The following is a 23063-nucleotide window of genomic DNA, read 5'->3' on the forward strand; positions in this document are numbered from 1 at the left end:
TGAGCCGGACACACCCGAGGGTGATACCGCGTTCCGCGCCCGACTCCGAATTCAACCTTAGGTAAACGAACATGGACCAACTGCCGAGCTTCGACCGCGCTCTGGTCGAGAAATACGACCGTCCAGGTCCGCGCTACACCTCCTACCCCACGGCCCCACAGTTCCACCAGGCCTTCGCCCAGGATGATTACCGTGCCGCCGCTGCACGCAGCAATCAGGCACAGACGCCCAAGCCGCTATCGGTGTACATCCACATTCCGTTCTGCAAGAGCCTTTGCTACTACTGCGCCTGCAACAAGATCATCACCCACAAGACCGAACGCGCCGTCGAGTACCTCGAGTACCTCAAGCGCGAAATCGCCATGCAGGGCGAACTGTTCGATCGTTCGCGCAAGCTCACGCAGCTACACCTTGGCGGTGGCACACCCACCTACTTCACCAGCGAACAGCTGGCCGACCTGATGGCGAGCCTGCATCAGGCCTTCAATATGGATGACAGCGACAGCCACGAGTTCTCGCTGGAAGTCGACCCGCGCACCGTTACGCCCGAGCAGATCCACGGTCTGCGCAAGCTGGGCTTCAACCGCCTGAGCTTCGGTGTGCAGGATTTCGATGAGCAGGTGCAGATCGCCGTCAACCGCATCCAGACCGAAGAACAGACCCGCGAGCTGGTTCAGGCTGCCCGCGACGCGCAGTTCAAGTCCATCAGCGTCGACCTGATCTATGGCCTGCCGCTGCAGACGGTCGCCAGCTTCAACACCACACTGGACAAGATCATCGATATTCGCCCGGACCGCATCGCCGCTTACAGCTATGCGCATCTGCCGGAGTTGGTGAGAGCGCAGAAGCTGATCCGCCCCGAGGACATGCCGCCGCCGGAGCGCAAGCTCGAGCTGCTGGAGCTGACCATCCAGCGCCTTACCGCCGCCGGCTACATCTATATCGGCATGGATCACTTCTCGCTGCCCGATGACGAACTGGCCCTGGCCCGCGCCAATGGCACGCTGCAGCGCAACTTCCAGGGTTACTCGACCCACGCCGATTGCGACCTGATCGGGCTGGGCATTTCCTCCATCGGCAAGGTCGCCGACAGCTACAGCCAGAACGTCAAGGAACTCTCGCAGTATTACGCACGCCTCAACGAAGGCATGCTGCCGGTGCAGCGCGGGTACAAGCTGAGCGACGATGACTGCCTGCGCCGTGACGTCATCGTGTCGCTGATGTGCCACAGTCGCGTCGACTACCACCAGATCGAACAGAAACATGGCATCGATTTCCGGGAATACTTCGCCGATTCGCTGGCGAAGCTCGCCGAACCGGTTGCCGATGGCCTGGTCGAGCTGCACGACGATGCGCTGATCCTGTTGCCGCAAGGGCAGCTGATGATGCGCAATGTCGCCATGGCCTTCGATGCCTACCTCGGCGGCGAGCAACGCGGGCGTTTTTCGCGCACGGTCTGACCGCGCTAGCGGCTTCACAGCGGGCGGCGCCAGCCGCCTGCTGTCTTACGCGAGGCTTCCGCTGATCACCGGGCAATTGCCAAACGCCGCTCAAACTGTATAAATAACCAGTCTTTGAGCGGGCCGCGCGCGCCCCCAGCTGCAGCGGATGTGCAATGCGTCAGGCCCTGGAAAATCCCTTCTACTACCTTGAAAACTTCCGACAGGTTCTGGCCTGGGTGAGCCGTCACCACAGTGATCTGCTGGATGAAACCGAGCTGGCGTTTATCGAACGTTTCGCCCTGCTGCCGCAGCCTTCCCAGGCACTGTTGGTACGCATGGTCATGCGCAAGGGCATGCTGTTTCGGGCAAGCAAGCTGCGCTATCCGGAGATTGGCTGCTCGCGTCGCGCGGTCGAGCCATTGATCGATCAGGGGTGGGTCGATGCCTCTTCGGCCCTGACGCTCGAGCAGCTGTTCGCTTTGTTGACCAAAGGCGAGCTGCTGCAGGTGTTCGGGGCATCTGCATCAGCCAGCCTGCGCAAGGCCGAGCTGCTGGATAACCTGCGTGCCGGTCACCAGATGGCCAAGCCGTTTCAGGCGTGGTGCAGCCAGATCGAAGACGCCGTATTTGCCTTATGCATCGACGATCTCTGTGAGCGCCTGCGTTTGCTGTTCTTCGGCAACATCCATCAGGACTGGTCCGAATTCGTTCTGGCCGACCTCGGCATCTATCGTTACGAGCAGGTCGTCTTCTCGCCCAGCTCCCGCGCCTTCAACTGCCGCACCGAGCTGGATGCCTATCTGCATCTGCATCGTTGCCGCGAGCGTTTCGATAGCGGCGAGCCGTTGAGCGACGTGCTGGCCGACGTGCCCGATGCGCCCTATACCAACGCCTGGCTGGAAAGCCGCCGCGGCAAGTTATTGCTACGCATCGGGCAGCAGTTCGAGCGCATCGGTGACCTGACAGAGGCCCTGCGTCTGCATGCCTCCAATAGCTATCCCGGAGCCCGCGAGCGAGCGATTCGTGTGCTCGAACGCTGTGGCCAGCCTGCAGCAGCGCTGAAGCTGCTGCACCAGGCACAGGCTGCACCGCAGAGTGAGCACGAACTGCAGCAACTGCAGCGAATCAAACCGCGCCTGCAACGCAGTCTGGGTATTCCCACAGATCGCTTAGGCAGTCGTAAACCGGAGCAGCTCGACCTGATCCTGCCCCGCGCCGGCGTTAGCGTCGAGCACGCGGTGCGCGAGCACCTGTCGAGGCCAGACGCCCCCGTCTACTACGTCGAGAATGCCCTGGTCGGTTCGTTGTTCGGTCTGCTTTGCTGGGACGCGATCTTCGCACCACTGCCGGGGGCGTTCTTCCACCCCTTTCACTGGGCACCGGCCGATCTGAATCGTGCGGATTTCCATCAACGGCGTGCCGACCTGTTTGCCGCGTGCCTGGCCTGTCTCGACACTGACGACTACCGCGACTGCATCTGGCGCACCTTCCAGGCAAAGCTCGGCATTCACAACGCGTTCGTCGCCTGGGGGCTGCTCGACGAGGAACTGCTGGCCTATGCCCTGGCATGCATTCCCGCCACGCATCTGAAGCTGATGTTCCAGCGCATCCTTGCCGATGTTTGCGGCAATCGTACTGGCCTGCCGGACCTTATCCAGCTGTGGCCCGAAGAGCGCCGCTATCGGATGATCGAGGTCAAAGGCCCGGGCGATCGCCTGCAGGACAACCAGAAGCGCTGGATCGATTACGCCCATCAGCACGGTCTGCCTATCGCGGTCTGCCATGTGCAATGGGCCGAGGTCATGGCGTGAGCTATCGGGTCGCGGTGCGCGCGCTCTGCGAGTTCACCGCCAAGGTTGGCGATCTGGACCTGCGCTTCACGCCCTCGCCCACCGCGCTGGAAGGCATCGCCGGCCACGCCCAGGTCACCGCCAGGCGCGGCGAGGGCTACGAGCGTGAAGTGGCCCTGGAGGGCCGATACGGAGAGCTCATGGTGCGCGGCCGTGCCGATGGCTACGACCCTGCGCGGAACCGCTTGGAGGAAATCAAGACCTTTCGCGGTGATCTGGAACGCCAGCCGGCCAACCATCGGCAGTTACACTGGGCGCAGGCGAAGATCTACGGCTGGCTATTGTGTCAGACACGCCAGCTCGATGAGCTCGAGCTGGCATTGGTCTATTTCGACGTCGCCAGCCACAAGGAAACCCTCATCATCGAACACCACGGGGCGCAGAGCCTGCGCCTTTTTTTCGAAACCCAGTGCCAGGCGTTCATCGATTGGGCCGAACAGGAACTCGCCCATCGCGACGCTCGCAATCGGGCGCTCACCGCGCTGCGCTTTCCTCATGCCGGTTTCCGCAGCGGCCAGCGGCAACTCGCCGAGGCGGTTTACAAGGCGGCCTGCACCGGCACTACGCTGATGGCGCAAGCACCGACCGGTATCGGCAAGACCCTGGGCACGCTGTTTCCGCAACTCAAGGCCTTCCCCGGCCAGCAGCTCGACAAACTGTTCTTTCTCGCGGCGAAGACCTCCGGCCGGCGCCTGGCGCTGGATGCACTGCAAACGCTGCAGCGCAACGGCGCGGGTGAGTTGCGTGTGCTCGAACTGATCGCGCGTGACAAGGCCTGCGAGCACCCGGACAAGGCCTGTCACGGCGAATCCTGCCCGTTGGCGAAAGGCTTCTATGATCGTTTGCCCGCGGCCCGAGCGGCGGCACTGCAGCACGGCATGCTCGATCAAGCGGCATTGCGTGGGGTCGCCCTCACCCATCAAGTCTGCCCCTACTACCTCAGCCAGGAGCTGGCGCGCTGGGCGGACGCGGTGGTCGGCGACTACAACTACTATTTCGACATCAGCGCCCTGCTCTACGGCCTGACGCTCAACAACGACTGGCGTATCAGCGTACTGGTGGACGAAGCGCACAATCTCCTTGAACGCGCACGCGGTATGTATAGCGCGGCGCTCGATCAGCGAGCCTTCGCCGGTCTCGGCAGCAAGGCGCCGGCGCCCTTGAAACGCCCGCTGGGCCGAGTACAGCGCTGCTGGAACGACCTGCATCGTGAGCAGCTGGCGGATTATCAGGTGCAGCCCGAACTGCCGCTCAAGCTGCTCGGTGCCCTGCAACAGGCTGTCAGTGCCATCACCGATTACCTGGGCGAGCAGCCCGGCGGGCTGGACGCGGAGCTGCAACGTGCCTATTTCGATGCCATGCATTTCTGCCGGGTCGCCGAACTGTTCGGCGAGCATTCGTTGTTCGATATCAGTCTGTTACCCGTAACTGGCCGCAGCAAGGCCAGGCGTTCGATCCTGTGCCTGCGCAATGTGGTTCCAGCCCCCTTCCTCGCGCCACGGTTGAAACAGGCTCGTTCGACGGTGCTGTTCTCTGCCACGCTGAACCCGCGCCGGTTCCATGCCGATATGCTAGGGCTGCCCACGGGCAGCGCCTGGACCGAGGTCGAATCGCCGTTCCAGGCCAATCAGCTGCGAGTGTGCCTGGCCGAGCATGTCTCGACCCGCTATCAGCACCGCCAAGCCTCACTGGGCGCTGTGGTCGAGCTCGTCGCCCGGCAGTACCGCGAGCGTCCCGGCAACTACCTGGCCTTCTTCAGCAGCTTCGATTACCTGCAACAGGTGACAGCCCTGCTGCGCGAGCAGTATCCGGACGTGCCCTTTTGGGAGCAAACCCGCGGCATGCAGGAAGCAGCCCGCAGCGCATTTCTCGACCGTTTCACCGAGTACAGCAAGGGCATCGGTTTTGCCGTGCTTGGCGGCGCATTCGCCGAAGGCATCGACCTGCCAGGCAACCGCTTGATCGGCGCCTTTATCGCCACCCTTGGCCTGCCACAGGTCAATCCGGTCAACGAGCAGTTCAAGACACGCCTGGACCAGCTGTTCGGCCGCGGCCTGGGTTACGACTACACCTACCTCTACCCCGGGCTGCAGAAAGTCGTGCAGGCCGCGGGCCGGGTCATTCGCACGCAGAGCGACGAAGGCGTCGTGCACCTGATCGACGACCGTTTCGGCCGGGCGCAGATACGCCGTCTGCTGCCGGGCTGGTGGCAGTTTTCGCCCACAGCCGGTAACTGACGCCACGCAAGGTAGCGCTGTTCGGGTTGCGTGGTACACGGAGGCTCGCTATAGTCCTGCGCCGCCGATTCCCCATCGGCGCACTGCTAGGCAGTCTCCGCCCGGATGGCGAAATTGGTATACGCAAGAGACTTAAAAGTGCGCCTGTAGATGGCGACGGAACGACGACGTAGGCATACGTCCTCACTGGGAACAAAGTGAGTAAACCAACACCTTACCGGAGGGGGAAACCCCGTAAGGGACTGTAGCATGGTGTTAAAAGTCTCAAAGGGGATAGTATCCGCTTCCCCGGAGAGGCAGGTAAAACGGATATGGTAAGAGCTGTATTGCCCGAATCCTAGTCAGAGAGCGATTTACTCGTATCGGTGGGGAAAGGATGCTGTAACCCCACTCCTTGGAGACAGAAGGTAAGATTTTAAGGCCTTCCGTAGTTCCCCTTCCAAGGCTCAACCCCAGCGCGGGGCTAAATGACGAAAGGGATACCTAAGTCCGGTGCAACGTTCTGTCGTTAACGCAGGGATGGCCTAAGTTGCGTAAGCGATATGGTCACGGAGTAACCGTAGTAGAGTGACGCCTCGGTGGTGAAATGGTAGACACAGGGCACTTAAAATGCCCCGCTCTCCGAGCGTGCCGGTTCGAGTCCGGCCCGAGGCACCATTACTTCCGTAATAGGAAGGGGGGACGACTTTCGTGAGGGGTCGAACTCAGAAGGGTTACAGGCGGGTGTTATCAAGCTTATAAATGGTTGAGTTGGATGGCTCATGAAAATCATTGAAAGGCTTGAAACTCTGAGAAAGTTGAACCGGAATCCGGAGTGGATTAACGACAACATCTTCAGGTTGGTGTGCTCACCTCAAATGGCCGTCCTGGCCTACGAGCAGATCAAATCGAAACCAGGGAACATGACTGTCGGGGACGACGGAGTCACCCTTGATCACATCTCTTTGGAAGCAATAGGCACGCTGTGCGAATCGATTAAAAATGGTTCGTACTCCCCGAAACCTGTTCGCAGGAAATTCATACCTAAAGCAAACGGGAAGTCCAGGCCTCTGGGTATACCGTCTCCGAGAGACAAGATTGTCCAAGAAATGATTCGAGAAATCCTCGAATGCATCTACGACACGAGCGAGGCTCCAACATTCTCACAGCACAGCCATGGCTTCAGACCGCATCTGAGTTGCCATACGGCAATAAATGAGTTCACCAAATGGCAGGGGGTGACCTGGTTAGTCGAAGGGGACATTAAAGGCTTCTTCGACAACATCGACCATCATATCCTCATTACGATGCTCCGTAAGCGCATCAAGGATGAGAGGTTCATCAACCTTGTCTGGTCTTTCCTGCGAGCGGGAATTCGAGAAGAAGATGGCTCGCTGTCATCCAGTAAGCTCGGAACGCCCCAGGGTGGAATCATCAGCCCTATACTCGCAAACATTTACCTGCACGAGTTCGACTGCTGGGTCATGGATCTTCAGAAAGAACTCAACAAGGGAGTGAAGAGGAAAGCGAATCCGGAATGGCGCAGCCTGATTAGAAGAGGGATTACCTGATATCGAAAGGGAAAGCCACTAAGGAATCTGAAGCAGTAAAGGAACTGGAGAGAAAGGCCTCACTGCTACCAACGGTCATGGTCAACGACCCTGATTTTTGCCGCATCTACTATGTGCGCTACGCGGACGACTGGATGATTGGTGTTGTTGGTAGCAAGGAATTGGCCAGCGCGGTCAAGTCTAGGGCAACGCAATTTCTCGCCGAGAACCTAAAGCTGGAACTGTCGGAGGAGAAGACACTAATCACCCACGCCAAGTCGGATGAAGCTTCTTTCTTGGGCTTTCGCCTATCCGTCGGCGACTCTGTAAAGCGTCGCATGGTCGAAACAGAAGGAAAGCGGACAACGCTTAAGCGTGTGACCGGATGGCAGCCAAGAGTCGACGTCCCGACGCTGGAGATTGTCTCCCGGCTGAGTAAGTCAGGTTTTTGCCACTCAGTAAAAGGCAAGACCCATTTCCCGTGTTCCAAGAAGTCCTTCGTGGCTTTGGAGGATCATGAAATAGTCCTGAGGTATAACTCGGTCTGGAGAGGGGTCTACAACTACTACTGCATCAGCAATAACGCCCACAAGCTCAGATGGGTAATGTACATCCTCCAGTATTCATGCCTAATGACCCTAAGTCACAAGCATCGGATTAGAGTCCCAAGAGCCATCAGGAAATATGGTGTGTTTCCTCGAATCACTTACAAAGGAGCGGACGGGGAGCCCAAGGACATCTCGTTCTGGAGACCCCCTACGTGGCGGCAGGTTAAATCCCCATCGGAAAGACCACTAGATATCAATGTACTGGTGGCTAAGACGGGGAGGCTCACCCGCAGCCGTCTGGGCAGTCCCTGTGCGGTATGCGGCAACCCACATGGTGTAGAAATGCACCACGTACGGGCGCTGCGTAAAGGGAACAAGACCATTGCGAATGGCTTCAACAGAATCATGAGTGCCATCAATCGAAAACAGCTGCCGGTTTGCCGCAGTTGTCACGATGGGATCCATGCTGGAAGGTACGACGGCGTGAAGCTGTCGGATCTTGCCTACATACCCCAATGATGGTCGTCATCCACCTGCTGGAGAGCCGGATGCTATGAAAGTTGCACGTCCGGTTCGGTGGGAGCCTGCTGGCAGTCCTCTTCGGAGGCTCTGGCAGGCGACCCAACTCTGTTTTGTCAAGTCCTTTCTGCTAGAACTACCGGGCCAGAAGGTCAATAGTGACAACGGTTTGCGGGCATCCAAGTTGTAGCCTTGCAGTTTGGCTTGAGGGCCAGGGGCCAACTAGGCGCCAGTAGATGGAGGTAGGTGTTTTCGGTGCGTTGAGCACTACGCCCGAGTGGTGAAATCGGTAGACACAAGGGACTTGAACAATTTGAGCCTTCGGGGGGAAACGCCCGAAGTGAAGCCCGTCAAAGTCGGCGAACGCCCTGGATGCTTCTGCACCCGAGCCAACGCCGAGCCAAGCCCAAGCACAGCTTGGGAAGGTGTAGAGAGCAGACGGCGGGCACCTACGGCCGCAAGGCTATGGTGAAGGCGTGCTCCAGACCACGAACGCCATGCGTTGAGCAGGGCGGCGGCGAAAGTCGAAGTGGTAAGAAAATCCCTCGCCGAAAGGCGTGCCGGTTCGATTCCGGCCTCGGGCACCAATCCAGAGCCGCCCCTGTTCACGCAGGGGCGGCTTTTCCGTTTTTGGGCTGTGTTCGCTTGAAGCCCCGATCCCCCGCCATGAACGCCTCCAGCATGTGCGGGATCAACTTCTCTGCATCGACCGCCTCGCCATACGTCTGCGCGTGCATCGCGGCGTAGCGGTCGAGGTCGGCTTTCAAGCTGGCCGGGCAGGCAAAGGTCAGTTTGACGCTTTCGGTCTTGGGCAGCGGCCCGAGCCGCAGCTTCTTGGTCGTGCTCATTGCGAAGCTCCCCGATTGAAGAACAGCGGCTGGTACGGCCGCAGCACCAGATCACGGTTGACGATGATGCGAACCGGCAAGCCAGGCCGCTCGGTCAGCGTCGGCTGGATGTTCATGTTGCGTCGGGTGATCTCTTGGCCGACCTGATTGATGCTGTCCTGGGCGCTGTCGCGCCCGGCGATGACGATGCGGTTGCCATCCTGGCGGTTCTCCGGCGCGGCCAGCTCGGCGCCGACGCCCAGCAGCGTCGTCAGCGCCGCACCGGCAAAGATGCGGTTCCAGTGCCAGTCCACGTCATCCTCCAAGCCTGCGTAGCCAGCCGGGTCGGTGCCCACTAGGTTGTCGAGCGTCAGCGAGGACGTGTCGGGCAAGATGATCCGGTTCCACACCACTTGCACGCGGCTCTGCCCGTAGCTGACCTGACTGTTGTAGCGCCCGAGGATGCGCGACCCCTGTGGGATCAGCAGGAACTTGCCGGTGGCCGTGTCATAGACCGGCTCCGTCACGGTGCCGATCACGTCGCCCGGCAAGTCCGACTTGATGCCTGTCACCAGCGCGCCGGCGATCACCGTTCCGGCCATCACCTGATAAGGCGACGCAGGCAACGCCAGATTGCCGGAATTGCGGGTTTCCGTAGAACCGGCTTTCAGGAAAGCCTCTTTCTGGTCTTGCCGATCCTGCACCGTCGTCGGGTCGGCGGGCTGGGCCGCCGTCGGGGCAGGCCCGGCAGCGAGAGGATCGAAGGCCGCGAGTGTGTTTGCAACACCAGGCGCACCCGGCGCAGCTTGCGCGACCGTGGCGGCGGCCTGGCTCTGGCCGCCTGAGCGGAAGAACACCGACGAGGCCGCCGCCGCGTCCGCCTCCTTGCGCAAGGCATCTTCGGGATCATGGCCTGGCGACGAATAGCCCGGCGTTACCGGCTGCTGCGAAGCGACGATGGCCGGGCCAAGGTCACCGGGCAGCGGCGGCCCCAGCTCGGGCACAGCGGGCGGCAAGGCTGGCGGCAGCTTCGAGTAGTCGGCCGGCAGGCCGTCCAATCCTTCGGACTTCGAGACGCGATCGACGTTGTAAAGCTCGGTCTGCTCATTGGCCCCGCGCCGCTGCGGCTGGAGCGACCAGATCGTGGCCCCGAGTACGGCGACCGACAGGCCGCCGACGAGGACGGCCAGCGTGCGGCGATTCAGGCGCGTGACCGGGCGCGGCTGGGCGCGCAGCGCCACCGTCTCGGGCGCGATCTTGCCCGCCTGCGGCGTGGCGAGGTCGGGGGTGTCGTCCTGGCTCATGGTCAGTTCCTCCGTGCCACGCCATCCGTGCGCTCGATCCGCACCACGTCGCCCTTGTCGCCGCCCAAGCGCAGCTCGGCCGCGCCAAAGAGGCGATCCACGATGTAGTACGGCGAGCGGAAGCGGTAGTTCACCAGTTGCCCGTCGCCTTCGGCCCCGATCACGAACAGCGGCGGAAGATCGCCCTGCGCGATGCCTGCGGGAAACTGGATATAGACCTTCGCGCCATCGTCGAACGCGCGCAGCGGCTTCCACGGCGGATTGCTGCCGCTGATCGCGTAGCGAAAGCGCAGGTTCTCCAGCGACAGGCCGCGATCGACCGGCGCGGCGGCGCTGGCCGCCTGCGCCTGGCGCTGCAAGGCCAGCATCCGGTCGCGCGGGTACTCCCACGAGACTGACGCCATCCACGTCTTGTCCGTGGAAGTCAGCTCCAGCAAGTACGTCCTGCGGCTGGTGGTGATGACCAGATTGGTCTTGAGGCCCGAGCGGATGGGCTTCACCAGCACGTTCACGCGCAGGTCGGCACCGCTGCCGCTGGACGTGTCGCCCACGATCCAGCGCACGGTATCGCCGGCGGCCACCGTCACCAGTTCCTCGCCCGGCTGGAGCGACACCACGGTCACGCGACCCACGGCCGCATAGACCTGATAGAGCGCGCCATCGGTGAACGGCCACACCTGAATCGCGTTGACGTAGCCCTCGCGCGTGGGCGCGACACGGGCCTCGGCATTGGCCCGCGAAACGCGCACCTTCTCGTCGGCAGGTTCAGGCGTGGGCTTGGCGTCCTCGGCCTCGGGAGTCGGCATCAACTGCGCCGGCATCGGCAGCACCTCGGGCACGGCCACCACCTCCACGGGCGCGGGCGGCTCCGGCATCGGCTGGGCCTGCACCGGCACCGGCTCATCGAGCGAGATGGTCGGCGGCGGCTTGCCCTGCGTGGCGCAGCCCGCCAGGGCCAGCAGGATCAGCGGCAAGGCGGATTTACGGAAAACATCATTCATGGCTTTGCTCCTTCGGAAGAATCCAGTTCGCGGCTCCACGACAGGCCGTTGACGTAGATGCCAAGCGGGTTCTTGCGCAGGCGCTCTTCGGTGCGCGGCGGCTGGAGCACGATGGACACCACCGCCGTCCACCGTTCCAGGCCCGCCGCTGCGCCGTTGACGTAGCGCCGTTCCGTCCAGCGCACGTTGAAAGACGTGTCGCTGGCGCGCACGACGCTGGTGATCTGCACCGTCACCGACTCCTTGCCGATGCGCGCGAACGGGTCGTTGACCCGCGCGTAATCGTTGAGCACGGCTGCGCCTTTGTCGGTCGTGTAGTCGTAGGCGTCCAGCCAGTTTTGGCGGACGACGATGGGGTCGATGGACAGCGAGCGCACCAGCGTCACGAAGCGCGCGATGTGGTGCGCCGTCTGCGCATCGTTGGGCCGGTACGGCGTAGCGGCTTCGCCGACGGCGCGCACCTGACCGGCGTTGTCCACCTCCACCACGTAGGGCGTCACGATGGATTGCGCCGAGCGCCACACCAGGCCGCCGGCCATCAGCAGCGCGAGCGTGAGGCAGCCGAAGGCCATCAAGCGCCAGTTCTTCGCCTGCACGCGCGGCGAGCCGATACGGTCGTCCCATACCTGGCCGGCAGCTTGGTACGGCGTGGCAGGCTGCGGCGTGTCGGCGTAGCGCACCTGCGGTTTCTTGAATCGCATGGTCTGTTCTCCTTGTGAATCGCGTCAGTCGTCGGAGCCGCGCAGGCTCGGGCCTTGCCCTGAGCCGCCGCCGTCGCCACCGCGCAGCGTGTGGGCGGTGGTGGTCGCGGCGTGGGTGAGTTGCTGGCGGCGTTGCAGCCGCTTGGCCCAGGCGGGCTGCTCGGCGGGCTGTGCAGCGGCAGCGCCTGCGGGGGCTTCGCTAGTGGTGGTCTGGCCGGCTGACGCGCCAGCGTCGCCGTTCCAGCCCGCACGGAACGGCGCGGCCATGCGTTGCCCGGCAGCGGAAGCGCGGGATGCGGCAGCGCGTCCGGCGGACTGCGCGCCGGTCTTGGCGACGTTGCCCAGTCCCGCCATCGCGCCCTTGGCGCCGCCGCCTGCTGCGGCGGAACCGGTCTGGAACGCCGACTTCGCGCTGCTGGCCGCCGACGTGGCGGCGCGCGCACCGCTGCCGGCCAGCTTGGCGGCGGCCGGGGCCATGCGCGCACCAGCGGCCACCGCGCCGCCAACGCCCGTCGCGACAGCACCGACGGCCACTGCGGTTCCGGCCGCGCCGACGGCGGCGCCGGCCATCGCGCCCGCGCCGAGTTGGGGCGCACCGGACACAAGGCCCGTGGCGATGCCAGGGCCGAAGATCCCGAGCGCCAGCAAGGTGAGCGAGGCCAGCATGATGACCAGCGCGTGGTCGATGTTCGGTTCGGCGGGATGGACTTGGAACTGCGAGAACAGGCCCGATCCGATGCCGACGATCACGGCCAGCACCAGGACCTTGACGCCAGCGGACACGACGTTGCCCAGCACCTTCTCGGCCAGGAACGAGGTCTTGTTCCACAGCGCGAAGGGCACCAGCACGAACCCGGCGAGCGTGGTCAGCTTGAATTCGATCAGCGTGATGAAAAGCTGGATCGCCAGTACGAAGAAGCACAGCACCACGACCAGCCACGCAAGGAACATCACCACGATGGGATCGAGGTTCACGAACACCTCGGGGAAGCCCGCCATCTCGCCGATCTGCTCCAGAATCGGCGCTCCGGCGTCGATGCCGGTCTTGGCGAGCCGGCCCGGCTGCAAGAAGTTCTCCATCGTGATGGCCGAGCCAGTGGCGGTGATGCCCAGCCCGGCGAACGAGCGGAACACGATGCTGGCCAGCCAGTTGAAGTTGTTGAGGATGTAGGCGAAGGAGCCGACGTAGAGCACCTTGCGCAGCAGCTTGGCGATCACGTCCTCGCCCTGGCCGGTGGCGTGGCTCATGGCCCAATACAGCCCGGCGATCGTCATGTCGATGACGATCAGCGTGGCCGTGAGGAACGCCACTTCGCCACGCAGCAGCCCGAAACCCGAGTCGATGTAGGTGGCGAAGGTGTTGAGGAACTGGTCGATGATGGTCACGTCATTCATGGCGTGTCCTCCTGGGCGGCAGGCAAGGCCGGCGCGGTGCCATCGGCCGGTTCCTCGAAGCTGGGCGGGATCGGCGGCAGGTCGGCCAGCGTCCGGTATTCATCCGGCCCGGCCTCGCCGGAAAAGAAGCGCCGCCGGAAGGCTTCGGCGGCGGCGCGGCAAGCGTCCTCGCCCGTGGCCTGCCGGTCGGCCGCGCATTGCGCGCGCAATGCCTTGAGCCGCACGGGATCGGCGGCCAGGGCATTGGCGAGGTGATCGGCCGGCTGCTCGCCGCAGGCGGCCAGCAGCACGGCACCAAGGACGAGGACGCATCGCATGTCGGCCCCCGTCAGTCGCGGTAGAAGTTGACGGACTGCGGCGTGTACGGCGTGCCTTCCCCGAGGAAGCGCCGCCGCACTTCGCGGGCGCGCTCGGTGGCCGCCGCCTGCCGCGCCAGTTCCAGCGAGGCGGCCCGGTCTTGCGTGATCTGGAGCCGCTGCGACTGGATCGACTGCTTGGCCTGCAAGGCGAGCAACTGGTTCATGGCCTGCATCGCTTGCAGCGCGCCTTGCGCCGACTGGCTCTTGCCGACGAGATCCGCCAGCACGCCCTCGTCATCATGGAGGTTCTGCGATGCCTGGGCCTGCATCTGCATGGTGGTCTGCAAGCCGTTGAGCGTGTTCCGCCAACGCTCCTGCGCGTCGCGGTACATCTGGTCGCCGCTGACGGTGGCGGCGTACTGCTCGGGGTACAAGCGCGCGAACTCTCGATCGAGGTTCGTCACGTCGTAGGCCAAGCCTCTGGCTTGGGCGATCAGCCGCTCGGTCGTCGCCAGGTTGGCGCGCAACTGGTTCACCACACTGGACGGCAGGCTGGCGAGGTTGCGCGCCTGGTTCATCAGCATCCGCGCTTCGTTCTGGAGCTGCTGGATCTGGTTGTTGATCTGCTCCAGCGTGCGGATCGCGGTCAGCGTGTTCTGCACGAGGTTTGTTGGATCGACCACGACCCATTGCGCATGGGCGGTGGCGGTGCAAAGCATGGCTGCGACGGCGGCAGCGATAAGGCGCTTTTTCATGGCAGGTTCTCCAGGGGGTGGTCAGCGAGGGAACCCGGCGCGAGGCCGGGGAACGAGGGCAGCAGGTCGGCCGCCCAATCGAGGCCGCGATGGCGCAGCCAGGCGCCCGCGAAGCCGGGCACGCCGGCGTCCAGCAGCGCGCGGTCGATGTCGCGCTGGTCTTGCGGCGTGGACGCGCCCGCAAACGCCAGCGCTGCCGACCCCAGGTCGAGGTCGAACAGGCGGTTGCCGAGGCGGGATTGGTAGTAGTAGTCGCGCTTGGGTTGCGCGGTGGCGACGATTTCGATCTGGCGGCTGTTGAGGCCGAAGCCCTCGTAGATCGTGCGAATCTGCGGCTCGGTCGCCTGCGGGTTGGGCAGGAAGATGCGGCTTGCGCAGCTTTCGATGATCGCGGGCGCGATGCTCGAATCCTTGATGTCCGCGAGCGACTGCGTGGCGAAAATGACGCTGACGTTTCGTTTGCGTAGCGTCTTGAGCCACTGGCGGATGCGCGCTGCGAACACCGGGTCATCCAAGAACAGCCACGCTTCATCGAGGATCAACAGCGTGGGCGCACCGTCGAAGCGTTCGTCGAAACGCGCAAAGAGGTACTGCAGCACGGCCATGACAGCGGCCTTGCTGTGCATCAGCTCCTCCATCTCGAAGCACTGCACGTCCGCCATACCCAGCCGGTCGTGGTCGGCGTCCAGCAGCTTGCCGTGGGCACCGCCCAGCACATAGGGTGCGAGCGCCTGCCGCAGCGCGTTGGACTGCAAGAGCACCGACAGGCCGGTCATGGTGCGCTGCTCCACCGGCGCACCGGCCAGGCTGCCGAGTGCTGACCAGATGGCCGCCTTCTCGTCTGGACTGACCGCCACGCCTTCGTGCAGCAAGCGGCCTTCGATCCACTCAGCCGCCCAGGTGCGGTAGCCCTCGCGGTCGATGCGGGCGAGTGGCTGGAAGGCGATTTCGCCATCCGTGCCCAGGTCGTAGTGCTCGCCTCCCAGCCCGAGGATGGTGGCGCGCATGGAACGCCCCATGTCGAACGCGAAGATGCGCGAGCCGCGATAGCGGCGGAACTGCATGACCAGCGTGGCGAGCAGGACCGACTTGCCCATGCCGGTCGGGCCGGCGACCAGCGTGTGGCCCACGTCGCCGATGTGCGTCACCAGCCGGAACGGCGTCGCGCCATCGGTGCGGGTGACGATCAGCGGCGGGCCGTCGAGGTGGTCGTTCTTCTCCGGCCCGGCCCATACCGCCGACACCGGCATCATGTGCGCCAGGTTCAGCGTCGAGACGATGGGCTGGCGCACATTGGCGTAGGCGTTGCCGGGGAGCGAGGACAGCCACGCATCCACGGCGTTGAGCGTTTCGGGGATGGTGACGAAGCCCCGGCCCTGGATGACGCGCTCCACCATGCGCAGCTTCTCGTCGGCTGCGCCGGCGTCCTCGTCCATGACGGTGACGGTCGCCGTCAGGTAGCCGAAGGCGACTTGATCGCTGCCCAGTTCCTGCAAGGCGGCATCCGCGTCCGCCGCCTTATTGTTCGCGTCGGTATCGACCAGCGGGCTTTCCTGCTGGAAGATCGTTTCGCGCAGCAGCGCGATGACGTTCTTGCGCTTGGCGAACCACTGCCGGCGCAGGCGCCCCAACTCCCGTTCCGCCTCGGATTTGTCGAGGCACAGAAAGCGCGTACTCCAGCGATACCCAAATCCCAGGCGGTTGAGGTCGTCCAGAATCCCCGGCCAGGTCGAGGTCGGGAAACCGCGCACCGACACCACGCGCAGGTGCTGGTCGCCCAGCATGGGCGCCAGGCCACCGACCAGCGGCGAGTCGGTCAGCAGCGCGTCGATGTGGAACGGCACTTCGGGCACGCCGATGCGGTAGCGCCGTGTCGATATGGTCGCGTGCAGGTAGGTCAGCGTCTGGCTGTCGTCCAGCCAGGCGATTTCCGGCATGACGCCATCGAGCAGGTCGAAGACCCGATCCGTTTCCGCGACGAAGGCCTGCAGCCGCTCGCGCCAGTCCACGCCATTCGTCGGCGTGTTCTCGTAGAGCATCTTGGCGGCGCGGGCGCGGGATTCCTCGGGCGGCAGGTACACCAGCGTCAGGTGATAGCCGCTCTCGAAGTGATGGCCGGTATCCTCGAAGGCCGAGCGGCGTTCTTCGTCCACCAGCCACGACAGCGGCTCGGGAAACTCGGAATGCGGGTAATCGGCGGCAGCGCGGCGCTCGGCCTCGATGAACAGCGCCCAGCCCGAACCCAGCCGGCGCAGCGCGTTGTTCAAGCGTGCCGACGTGGCGATCAGCTCGCCTTGCGTTGCGCTGTCGAGGTCAGGCCCGCGAAACCGGGCCGTGCGCTGGAAACTGCCGTCCTTGTTCAAGACGACGCCCGGCGCCACCAGCCCGGCCCAGGGCAACCAGTCGGCGAGCAGCGCGGGACGCTGGCGGTATTCGGCAAGGTTCAGCATGGCGGCATCCCCTCACACGTCCAGCAGCGGGCGGTGCTTGATGTGCCGGGCGAACACGGCCATGAACTGCGGATCGACGCGCGCACCCCATACCGCCAGCGAATGGCCGACGATCCAAAGCACGACGCCAGGAATCCACAGTTGCAGGCCCAGCCCGACGGCGGCGGCCAGCGTGCCGTTGGCGATCGCCACGGTGCGCGGTGCGCCGCCCAGCAAGATCGGCTCGGTGAGCGAGCGATGCAACGGCACCTCGAACCCGGCCGCGAAGCTGTCCGGGCCGCTCATACGACGGCCCCGCCAGAGAACGAGAAGAACGACAGGAAGAACGAGGACGCGGCGAAGGCGATGCTCAGGCCGAACACGATCTGAATCAGCTTTCGAAAGCCCCCCGACGTGTCGCCGAAGGCCAGCGCGAGGCCCGTGGCGATGATGATGATGACCGCGACGATGCGCGCCACCGGCCCCTGGATGGATTCGAGGATGGATTGCAGCGGGCCTTCCCAGGGCATCGAGGAACCGGCGGCCTGCGCAGTTCCGGCCAGGAACAGCAGCAGCGCGGCCAGCAGCAGCCCTTGCGCCGCAGGGCGGGCCAGGCTGCGCAGCCGCGCGAGGATGAACAGGTGCGAAGGCGGATTTACGGAAACACGGAAAGCATGGGCGTGCGTCATGGCAGTTCTCCAGAGGGATTGAGGGACGGGGATGAGGAAGTCGCCGCAGGGGATGCGGCATCGGGAACTGGCGACAGCTCGGGAAACGGCGTGTCCATCGCATCCGCCAGTTGGTAGCCAACGCCGTCGAAGCCGACGACGCGGGCGATGCTCTCGATGCGGCGCTTGCGTCCGCGTCCGGCGATGTGGATCACCACATTGACCGCCTCTGCGATCAGCGCACGCGGCGGGTTCACTGCCACTTCGAGAATCAGTTGCTCCAGGCGCAGCAGCGCGCCGAGCGCGGAGCCGGCGTGGATGGTGGCGATGCCGCCGGGGTGACCTGTGCCCCACACCTTGATGAGATCCAGCGCCTCGGCGCCGCGCACTTCACCGACGACGACGCGATCCGGCCGCAGGCGCATGGACGAGCGCACCAGCTCCGTCATGGACACCACGCCTGCGCGCGTGCGCAGAGGAACGTGGTCGCGGGCTGCGCATTGCAGCTCTACCGTGTCTTCGAGCACCAGCACGCGGTCGCCGGTGGCGGCTATCTCGGCCAGCAGCGCGTTTGCCAAGGTCGTCTTGCCGCTGCTGGTGGCCCCAGCGATCAGGACGTTCTGGCGCTCGCGCACGGCGCGAACGAGAAAGCCCGCCTGGGCGGCGGTCATCATTCTGTCCACGACGTACCGCTCCAGCGGGATCACGCCGATGGCGCGCTTGCGCAGCGCGAAGGCCGGCCCCGGCGCGGCGGGCGGCAGGATGCCCTCGAAGCGTTCGCCGGTTTCGGGCAGCTCGGCCGACAGCAGCGGCTGGCCCCGGTGGACTTCGGCGCCGACGTGCGCCGCGACGAGGCGGATGATTCGCTCGCCATCGGCCTCGGGCATTTCCACGCCCATAGGCGCGCGACCCGATGACAGGCGATCCACCCAAAGGGTGCGATCGGGGTTGAGCATGATTTCCACCACATCCGGGTCTTCGAGCGCGGTGGCGATCAGCGGCCCCATTGCTGTCCGCAGCATCTGGATGCGCCGGTCAAGCGAAGCCGCAGCGGATGAGCGTGGCTCGGGCGGAAGTTGCGGAGCGGCGCTCATGACGCACGCTCCTGCGCTTGCGCGGCTGCCGCCGCGTCCTCCATCCGCATCGGGTCGGGGTGCAGTTCTTCCACCACGTCGCGCACCAGGCTTCGCCCGCGCAGCAAGTGGCGGCCCAACTGTTCAACGAACTGCTCGAAGCGCGCTTTGCCCTGGGCGCGGGCGGCCTCTTGGTGCGCCTCGGGGACTGGCGTGCTGACCGTGAGGTAGTAGCGAATGAACAGCGCCAGCGTCTCGATCTGGATGTTCTGGTCACGCTCCATGCGCTCGGCTTGGCGCGACAGGCGATCAAGGCGCTTGGCGACTGCTGCCTCGCGCTGATCGGCGGCATCGGGCGACAGCCACGATGCGAGCGCCGCCGCGACGATGGACGACTTGGACACGCCTTTCTTGGCGGCCAACTCGTCCAGGCGCTTGGCGTGCTCGGGCTGGATGAACAGGTTGAGGCGGTAGTGGCTCATAGCTCGATTCCGTCGTTGGGGTCGAGGGAAGCCAGCCGGGCCGTGCGCTGCATGGCTGGATCAAGCTGGCGAGGAAGGGGAAGCGGCAGGTCGTCGTCGTCGTCGAGCAGCGCGAGGTCGGCCACAGGCGCGGCCAGCTCGGGGGCATAGGCCACGGCTTCGGAAAGCTCGGGCTGACGGCGCGGGCCACCGTCGTCGGCGGCCAAGCTGCCCAGACCATCGGCGGATGCCGTGGCCGGTACGGCAGGCGTTGGCGGAATCGCCAGTCCGCTCCAGTCGTCCGGGCGCAGCGGCGGCGCGTCGGCATACTGCGCACCCGCGAGCGCAGGCGGCGGCAGCACGCGGCGCTTGAAATTGGCGTCCGCGTAGTAGCGCAGCTTCTTCGCCTTGATCGGCGCGACGCTGGACACCATCACCACGGCTTCGTCAGGCGGAAGCTGCATCACCTCGCCCGGCGTCAGCAGTGGACGCGCCGTCTCCTGGCGCGACACCATCAGGTGGCCGAGCCACGGCGCGAGCCGATGGCCCGCGTAGTTGCGCTGCGCGCGCAGCTCGGTCGCGGTGCCGAGCGTTTCGGAAATGCGTTTGGCCGTGCGTTCATCGTTCGTCGCAAACGTCACGCGAACGTGGCAGTTATCGAGGATGGAATGGTTCTGCCCATACGCCTTGTCGATCTGGTTCAGGCTTTGGGCGATGAGGAAGCTGCGGATGCCGTAGCCAGCCATGAAGGCCAGAGCCGTCTCGAAGAAGTCCAGGCGCCCCAGCGCCGGGAACTCGTCGAGCATCAACAGCAGCTTGTGGCGGCGCTCGATGCCGTCGGAGCCATCGAGCGATTCGGTGAGACGCCGGCCGATCTGGTTGAGGATCAGGCGGATGAGCGGCTTCGTCCGCGAAATGTCCGAAGGCGGCACCACCAGATACAGCGACACCGGATGCTCGGCCGCGATCAGGTCGGCGATGCGCCAATCGCAGCGCGACGTGACTTCAGCCACCGTGGGATCGCGGTACAGGCCGAGGAACGACATGGCCGTGCTCAACACGCCGGAACGCTCGTTGTCCGACTTGTTGAGCACTTCGCGCGCAGCGGACGCCACCACCGGATGCGGGCCATCGCCGAGGTGCGGCGTGGTCATCATCCGGTGCAAGGTCAGCTCGAAGGGACTGGCCGGATCGGACAGGAAATTGGCGACGCCGCGCAGCGTCTTGTCCTCGCCTGCGTAGAGCACATGCAAGATGGCCCCGACCAGCAGCGCGTGCGAGGTCTTCTCCCAATGGTTGCGCTTCTCCAGCGCGCCTTCGGGATCGACCAGAATGTCCGCGATGTTCTGCACGTCGCGCACTTCATGCGCGCCACGCCGAACCTCAAGCAGCGGGTTGTAGGCCGCCGACTTCGTATCCGTGGGGTTGAACAGCAGGCAATGCGAGAAGCGCGAACGCCAGCCGGCGGTGATCTGCCAGTTCTCGCCCTTGATGTCGTGGATGACGGCGGACGCGGGCCAGGAAAGCAGCGTCGGCACCACCAGGCCAACGCCTTTACCTGAGCGCGTGGGTGCGAAGGTCAGGACGTGTTCCGGGCCTTCATGCCGCAGGTACTGGCGGTCGTGCTGGCCGAGGAACACGCCGGCCGGCTGTGTGATGCCGGCATTGCGAATGTCATCCGCGTTCGCCCAACGGGCCGAGCCGTAGGTCGTGACCAGGCGCGATTGCCGCGAGCGCCAGATCGACATGCCAATCGCCACCAGCACGGCGACAAGACCGCTGCCGCCCGCGATGGCGCCGCCGGTATCGAACACGCGCGGCGCATAGGCATCGAAGAAGAACCACCACTCGAACAGCCGCCACGGGTGATAGACCGGCGTGCCGAAGAAATCAAACCAGGGCGAGCCAAGGCGTAGTTGGTAGCCAAGGGCTGCTGCTGTCCATTGTGTGGCGCCCCACACTCCGGCGATCACGATGCCGAATACCACGGCAATCTGACCGAACAGCACGTTCGTCCCTTGCATGACCTGGCCTCCGATTTCTCCTGCGCTTTTTCCTCATGGAAAGCGCGGCACAAGGACGTGCCGCAAGCGTCAGGATCGGTGCCGGGTCAGTGCCGGTCAAAGACCGTTTTAAGCAGAAAAGTCGCGGAAAAAGAAAGAATGAGCGCGGTGGCGAGCCAAAGAAAAACGCCGCAAGCGAGGGCGCGCTGCGGCGTGTGGAGCAAAAAAGATGGTGATGCGGCGGACTGCCGGCCATCAGAACTTGGGCGACTCTTTCGGCGGTGTGTAGGGGGTTTCGCCGTCGCCATAGAACCGCTTGCGCGTGGCTTCGGCTACACGGTTGCACAGCACGTCGCCGAGTTTGGGGCGATCGGTCTTGCACTGCTGGCGCAGCTCTTTGAGCCGCTCGGGGTTGGCCGCGAGTTCTTCCACCGTCGGGACGTTGACTGCGGAATCAGCGGGCTTCTGTGGCGTCTCGGACTGGCCGCAGGCAGCTAATGCAGCCATCAGCAAGAGCGGGATGATTTTCCTCATGACATCATTCCTCCGAAGGATCGGGATTTCGACCTCGTATCGGCCTTGGGGGTTCCAGAGATTCGATGGTCTGTACTCGCTCAATGAACCTTGCCAGTTCGTCGGATAGATCATCGTCAAGATGAAGCAAGTACGTCGTCAAGGGTGGCACGCGCTGCGCCAGCGGACGGGCCACGACACCCGGCTCACGGCTGGCGGCAATGTGTGCGGCGCCGGCCAGCCCGAGCGCGAAACCAGCCGATACCAGCGCCATCATCAGGTCGCAAGAAGCAACGCGCTCTGCGATCAAAGGCTCCATCTCAGTATGGCGAAGCACTCGTTCGACATGCTTGGCATGGCCTTCGCAAACTTGCGGATCGCACAAGACCAATGGATAGCGCAGCAACTCATCTAAGGGAATGCGCTTGTGGGCGAGTAACGGATGCCGGCCAGGAACCGCGACCATCAGCGTATCGCTCCAGGCAGGTACGGTGACGATGCCATCACCAACCTCGTTGGACTGGGCGAATCCCACGTCGTACAGATCGCTATGAAGCCCCTTGATCTGCTGCGACAGGGGCACCTCGAAGAATCGGATTTCTACCTCAGGTTCTTCCTGGCGACAAAGTACGAGCAAGGCAGACAGGCGCGACGGCGTGATGCCATCGGACAATGCCACGCGCAACTGCCCGTGAAAGCCGTTGGCCGCAGCCTTTACGCTCTCGCGAGCCTGCTCCACAGCAGCGAGCACGCGACGAACGTGCTCCAAGAACAACTTGCCAGCGCGGGTCAGCCTGGTGCTGCGGGTGGTGCGGGCAAACAGCACAACACCCAGTTCTTCTTCCAGTTCCTTGATGGCTCGGGACAAGGGCGATTGCTCAATGTGCAGCTTCTCTGCGGCACGGGCGAAGCGAAGCTCCTCAGCTACGGCGAGAAAATACTTCAGGTGTCTCAACTCCATAGAATATTCACTCCCTCCGAGCCGACATAGCACTTGCTCCTCGGTTAATGCTAGAACCATGATTCGTCACCCAGGCCAGTGCGGAGTATTGGCAGTTCTGAGCAGCCGAGCGAGGGCCAAGGCGGAGCTTGCCAACTCAATCAGGCGGTGGCCGTGACCTTGTGAGTCACGGCCACAATCTGAAAAATCAGTTCTTGCCGCCGGACGATTGACGGGTTGCCGGAGCCGGCGTTGCAGCCGGCTTCCTCTTTGCGGCGGCATCGCATTGCTCTTTCAGCTTCTTTACTTCGGGATAAGCCACGTCGCTGATGTACCGCTTCGTATCTGCCAACTGCTCGCAGGTCTTCGGCATGGCCTTCTCATCGTCGTCATGCGCGCCGGGGTGAGCCATCGCAAGCGGCGAAGCGAGCGATGCGCTGGCCAGGGCGGCAATCAAGAACGGACGAATATTCATTTTCACTATCTCCTTGGGTTAAGCCCAGCCTTCGCGGCTGGGCGGGAAACTACGGCCTCCTGTTGCGCGTCTGCCATATCAGCAGGATGGCCGG

21 protein-coding genes and 1 tRNA gene are annotated in these 23063 nt (G+C 63.9%); 6 read left to right on the forward strand and 16 right to left on the reverse strand.

The window, feature by feature from the left end:
* Positions 1-71 precede the first annotated feature (71 nt).
* The 6 genes from hemN to P5704_001920 all read left to right on the forward strand — a co-directional run bounded on the left by hemN (position 72) and on the right by P5704_001920 (position 8125).
* Positions 72-1460, forward strand: a complete 1389-nt coding sequence (gene hemN / locus P5704_001895) for an oxygen-independent coproporphyrinogen III oxidase (GenBank protein ID WOF79282.1) — start codon at positions 72-74, stop codon at positions 1458-1460.
* A gap of 155 nt (positions 1461-1615) precedes the next feature.
* Positions 1616-3253: a VRR-NUC domain-containing protein gene (locus P5704_001900; protein ID WOF79283.1), complete on the forward strand. Its 1638-nt coding sequence runs from the start codon at positions 1616-1618 to the stop codon at positions 3251-3253.
* Entirely contained in the window at positions 3250-5529 is a 2280-nt protein-coding gene (locus P5704_001905; GenBank protein WOF79284.1) for an ATP-dependent DNA helicase, read from the forward strand. The genes P5704_001900 and P5704_001905 overlap by 4 nt, the downstream gene beginning before the upstream one ends.
* 572 nt (positions 5530-6101) lie before the next feature.
* Positions 6102-6186 (forward strand) — tRNA-Leu (locus P5704_001910).
* Positions 6187-6290: 104 nt separating this feature from the next.
* Positions 6291-7079, forward strand: a complete 789-nt coding sequence (locus P5704_001915) for a reverse transcriptase domain-containing protein (protein ID WOF79285.1) — start codon at positions 6291-6293, stop codon at positions 7077-7079.
* Between the two features lie 77 nt (positions 7080-7156).
* Positions 7157-8125: a group II intron reverse transcriptase/maturase gene (locus tag P5704_001920; protein WOF79286.1), complete on the forward strand. Its 969-nt coding sequence runs from the start codon at positions 7157-7159 to the stop codon at positions 8123-8125.
* A 605-nt stretch (positions 8126-8730) separates the two neighbouring features.
* Here the strand turns inward: P5704_001920 and P5704_001925 are convergent.
* The 16 genes from P5704_001925 to P5704_002000 all read right to left on the reverse strand — a co-directional run bounded on the left by P5704_001925 (position 8731) and on the right by P5704_002000 (position 22969).
* Positions 8731-8973, reverse strand: a complete 243-nt coding sequence (locus P5704_001925; protein WOF79287.1) for a DUF2274 domain-containing protein — start codon at positions 8971-8973, stop codon at positions 8731-8733.
* On the reverse strand, positions 8970-10256 hold the full coding sequence (locus P5704_001930) for a TrbI/VirB10 family protein (GenBank protein ID WOF79288.1): 1287 nt from the start codon (positions 10254-10256) through the stop codon (positions 8970-8972). The genes P5704_001925 and P5704_001930 overlap by 4 nt, the downstream gene beginning before the upstream one ends.
* Positions 10257-10258: 2 nt before the next feature.
* Positions 10259-11257: a P-type conjugative transfer protein TrbG gene (gene trbG / locus P5704_001935; GenBank protein WOF79289.1), complete on the reverse strand. Its 999-nt coding sequence runs from the start codon at positions 11255-11257 to the stop codon at positions 10259-10261.
* Complete coding sequence (gene trbF / locus P5704_001940; protein WOF79290.1) at positions 11254-11958, reverse strand: conjugal transfer protein TrbF; 705 nt, start codon at positions 11956-11958, stop codon at positions 11254-11256. Before trbF ends, trbG begins: the two co-directional genes overlap by 4 nt.
* 24 nt (positions 11959-11982) lie before the next feature.
* On the reverse strand, positions 11983-13353 hold the full coding sequence (trbL, locus tag P5704_001945; GenBank protein ID WOF79291.1) for a P-type conjugative transfer protein TrbL: 1371 nt from the start codon (positions 13351-13353) through the stop codon (positions 11983-11985).
* On the reverse strand, positions 13350-13670 hold the full coding sequence (locus tag P5704_001950) for a hypothetical protein (protein ID WOF79292.1): 321 nt from the start codon (positions 13668-13670) through the stop codon (positions 13350-13352). The genes trbL and P5704_001950 overlap by 4 nt, the downstream gene beginning before the upstream one ends.
* Positions 13671-13681: 11 nt before the next feature.
* Positions 13682-14407: a P-type conjugative transfer protein TrbJ gene (gene trbJ / locus P5704_001955; protein ID WOF79293.1), complete on the reverse strand. Its 726-nt coding sequence runs from the start codon at positions 14405-14407 to the stop codon at positions 13682-13684.
* Positions 14404-16857 carry a conjugal transfer protein TrbE gene (gene trbE / locus P5704_001960; protein ID WOF79294.1) on the reverse strand — a complete coding sequence of 818 codons (2454 nt, stop codon included), beginning with the start codon at positions 16855-16857 and terminating at the stop codon, positions 14404-14406. Before trbE ends, trbJ begins: the two co-directional genes overlap by 4 nt.
* Before the next feature lie 12 nt (positions 16858-16869).
* Complete coding sequence (locus P5704_001965; GenBank protein WOF79295.1) at positions 16870-17142, reverse strand: VirB3 family type IV secretion system protein; 273 nt, start codon at positions 17140-17142, stop codon at positions 16870-16872.
* A complete protein-coding gene (locus P5704_001970; GenBank protein ID WOF79296.1) occupies positions 17139-17525 on the reverse strand; it encodes a TrbC/VirB2 family protein in 387 nt (128 codons plus the stop codon). The genes P5704_001965 and P5704_001970 overlap by 4 nt, the downstream gene beginning before the upstream one ends.
* Positions 17522-18598, reverse strand: a complete 1077-nt coding sequence (gene trbB, locus P5704_001975) for a P-type conjugative transfer ATPase TrbB (protein ID WOF79297.1) — start codon at positions 18596-18598, stop codon at positions 17522-17524. Before trbB ends, P5704_001970 begins: the two co-directional genes overlap by 4 nt.
* Positions 18595-19059 (reverse strand): ribbon-helix-helix protein, CopG family, encoded by a 465-nt coding sequence (locus P5704_001980; GenBank protein ID WOF79298.1) that lies wholly within the window; start codon positions 19057-19059, stop codon positions 18595-18597. Before P5704_001980 ends, trbB begins: the two co-directional genes overlap by 4 nt.
* Entirely contained in the window at positions 19056-21062 is a 2007-nt protein-coding gene (locus P5704_001985; GenBank protein WOF79299.1) for a conjugal transfer protein TraG, read from the reverse strand. Before P5704_001985 ends, P5704_001980 begins: the two co-directional genes overlap by 4 nt.
* 234 nt (positions 21063-21296) lie before the next feature.
* Positions 21297-21575, reverse strand: a complete 279-nt coding sequence (locus P5704_001990) for an EexN family lipoprotein (protein ID WOF79300.1) — start codon at positions 21573-21575, stop codon at positions 21297-21299.
* A 4-nt stretch (positions 21576-21579) separates the two neighbouring features.
* Complete coding sequence (locus P5704_001995) at positions 21580-22515, reverse strand: LysR substrate-binding domain-containing protein (protein ID WOF79301.1); 936 nt, start codon at positions 22513-22515, stop codon at positions 21580-21582.
* A 187-nt stretch (positions 22516-22702) separates the two neighbouring features.
* The gene (locus tag P5704_002000) at positions 22703-22969 is read right to left on the reverse strand and encodes a hypothetical protein (protein WOF79302.1); all 267 of its coding nucleotides are present in this window, start codon (positions 22967-22969) and stop codon (positions 22703-22705) included.
* Positions 22970-23063: the final 94 nt, after the last annotated feature.

Origin of the sequence: Pseudomonas sp. FeN3W (assembly GCA_030263805.2) — a bacterium.
Classification (GTDB): domain Bacteria; phylum Pseudomonadota; class Gammaproteobacteria; order Pseudomonadales; family Pseudomonadaceae; genus Stutzerimonas; species Stutzerimonas stutzeri_G.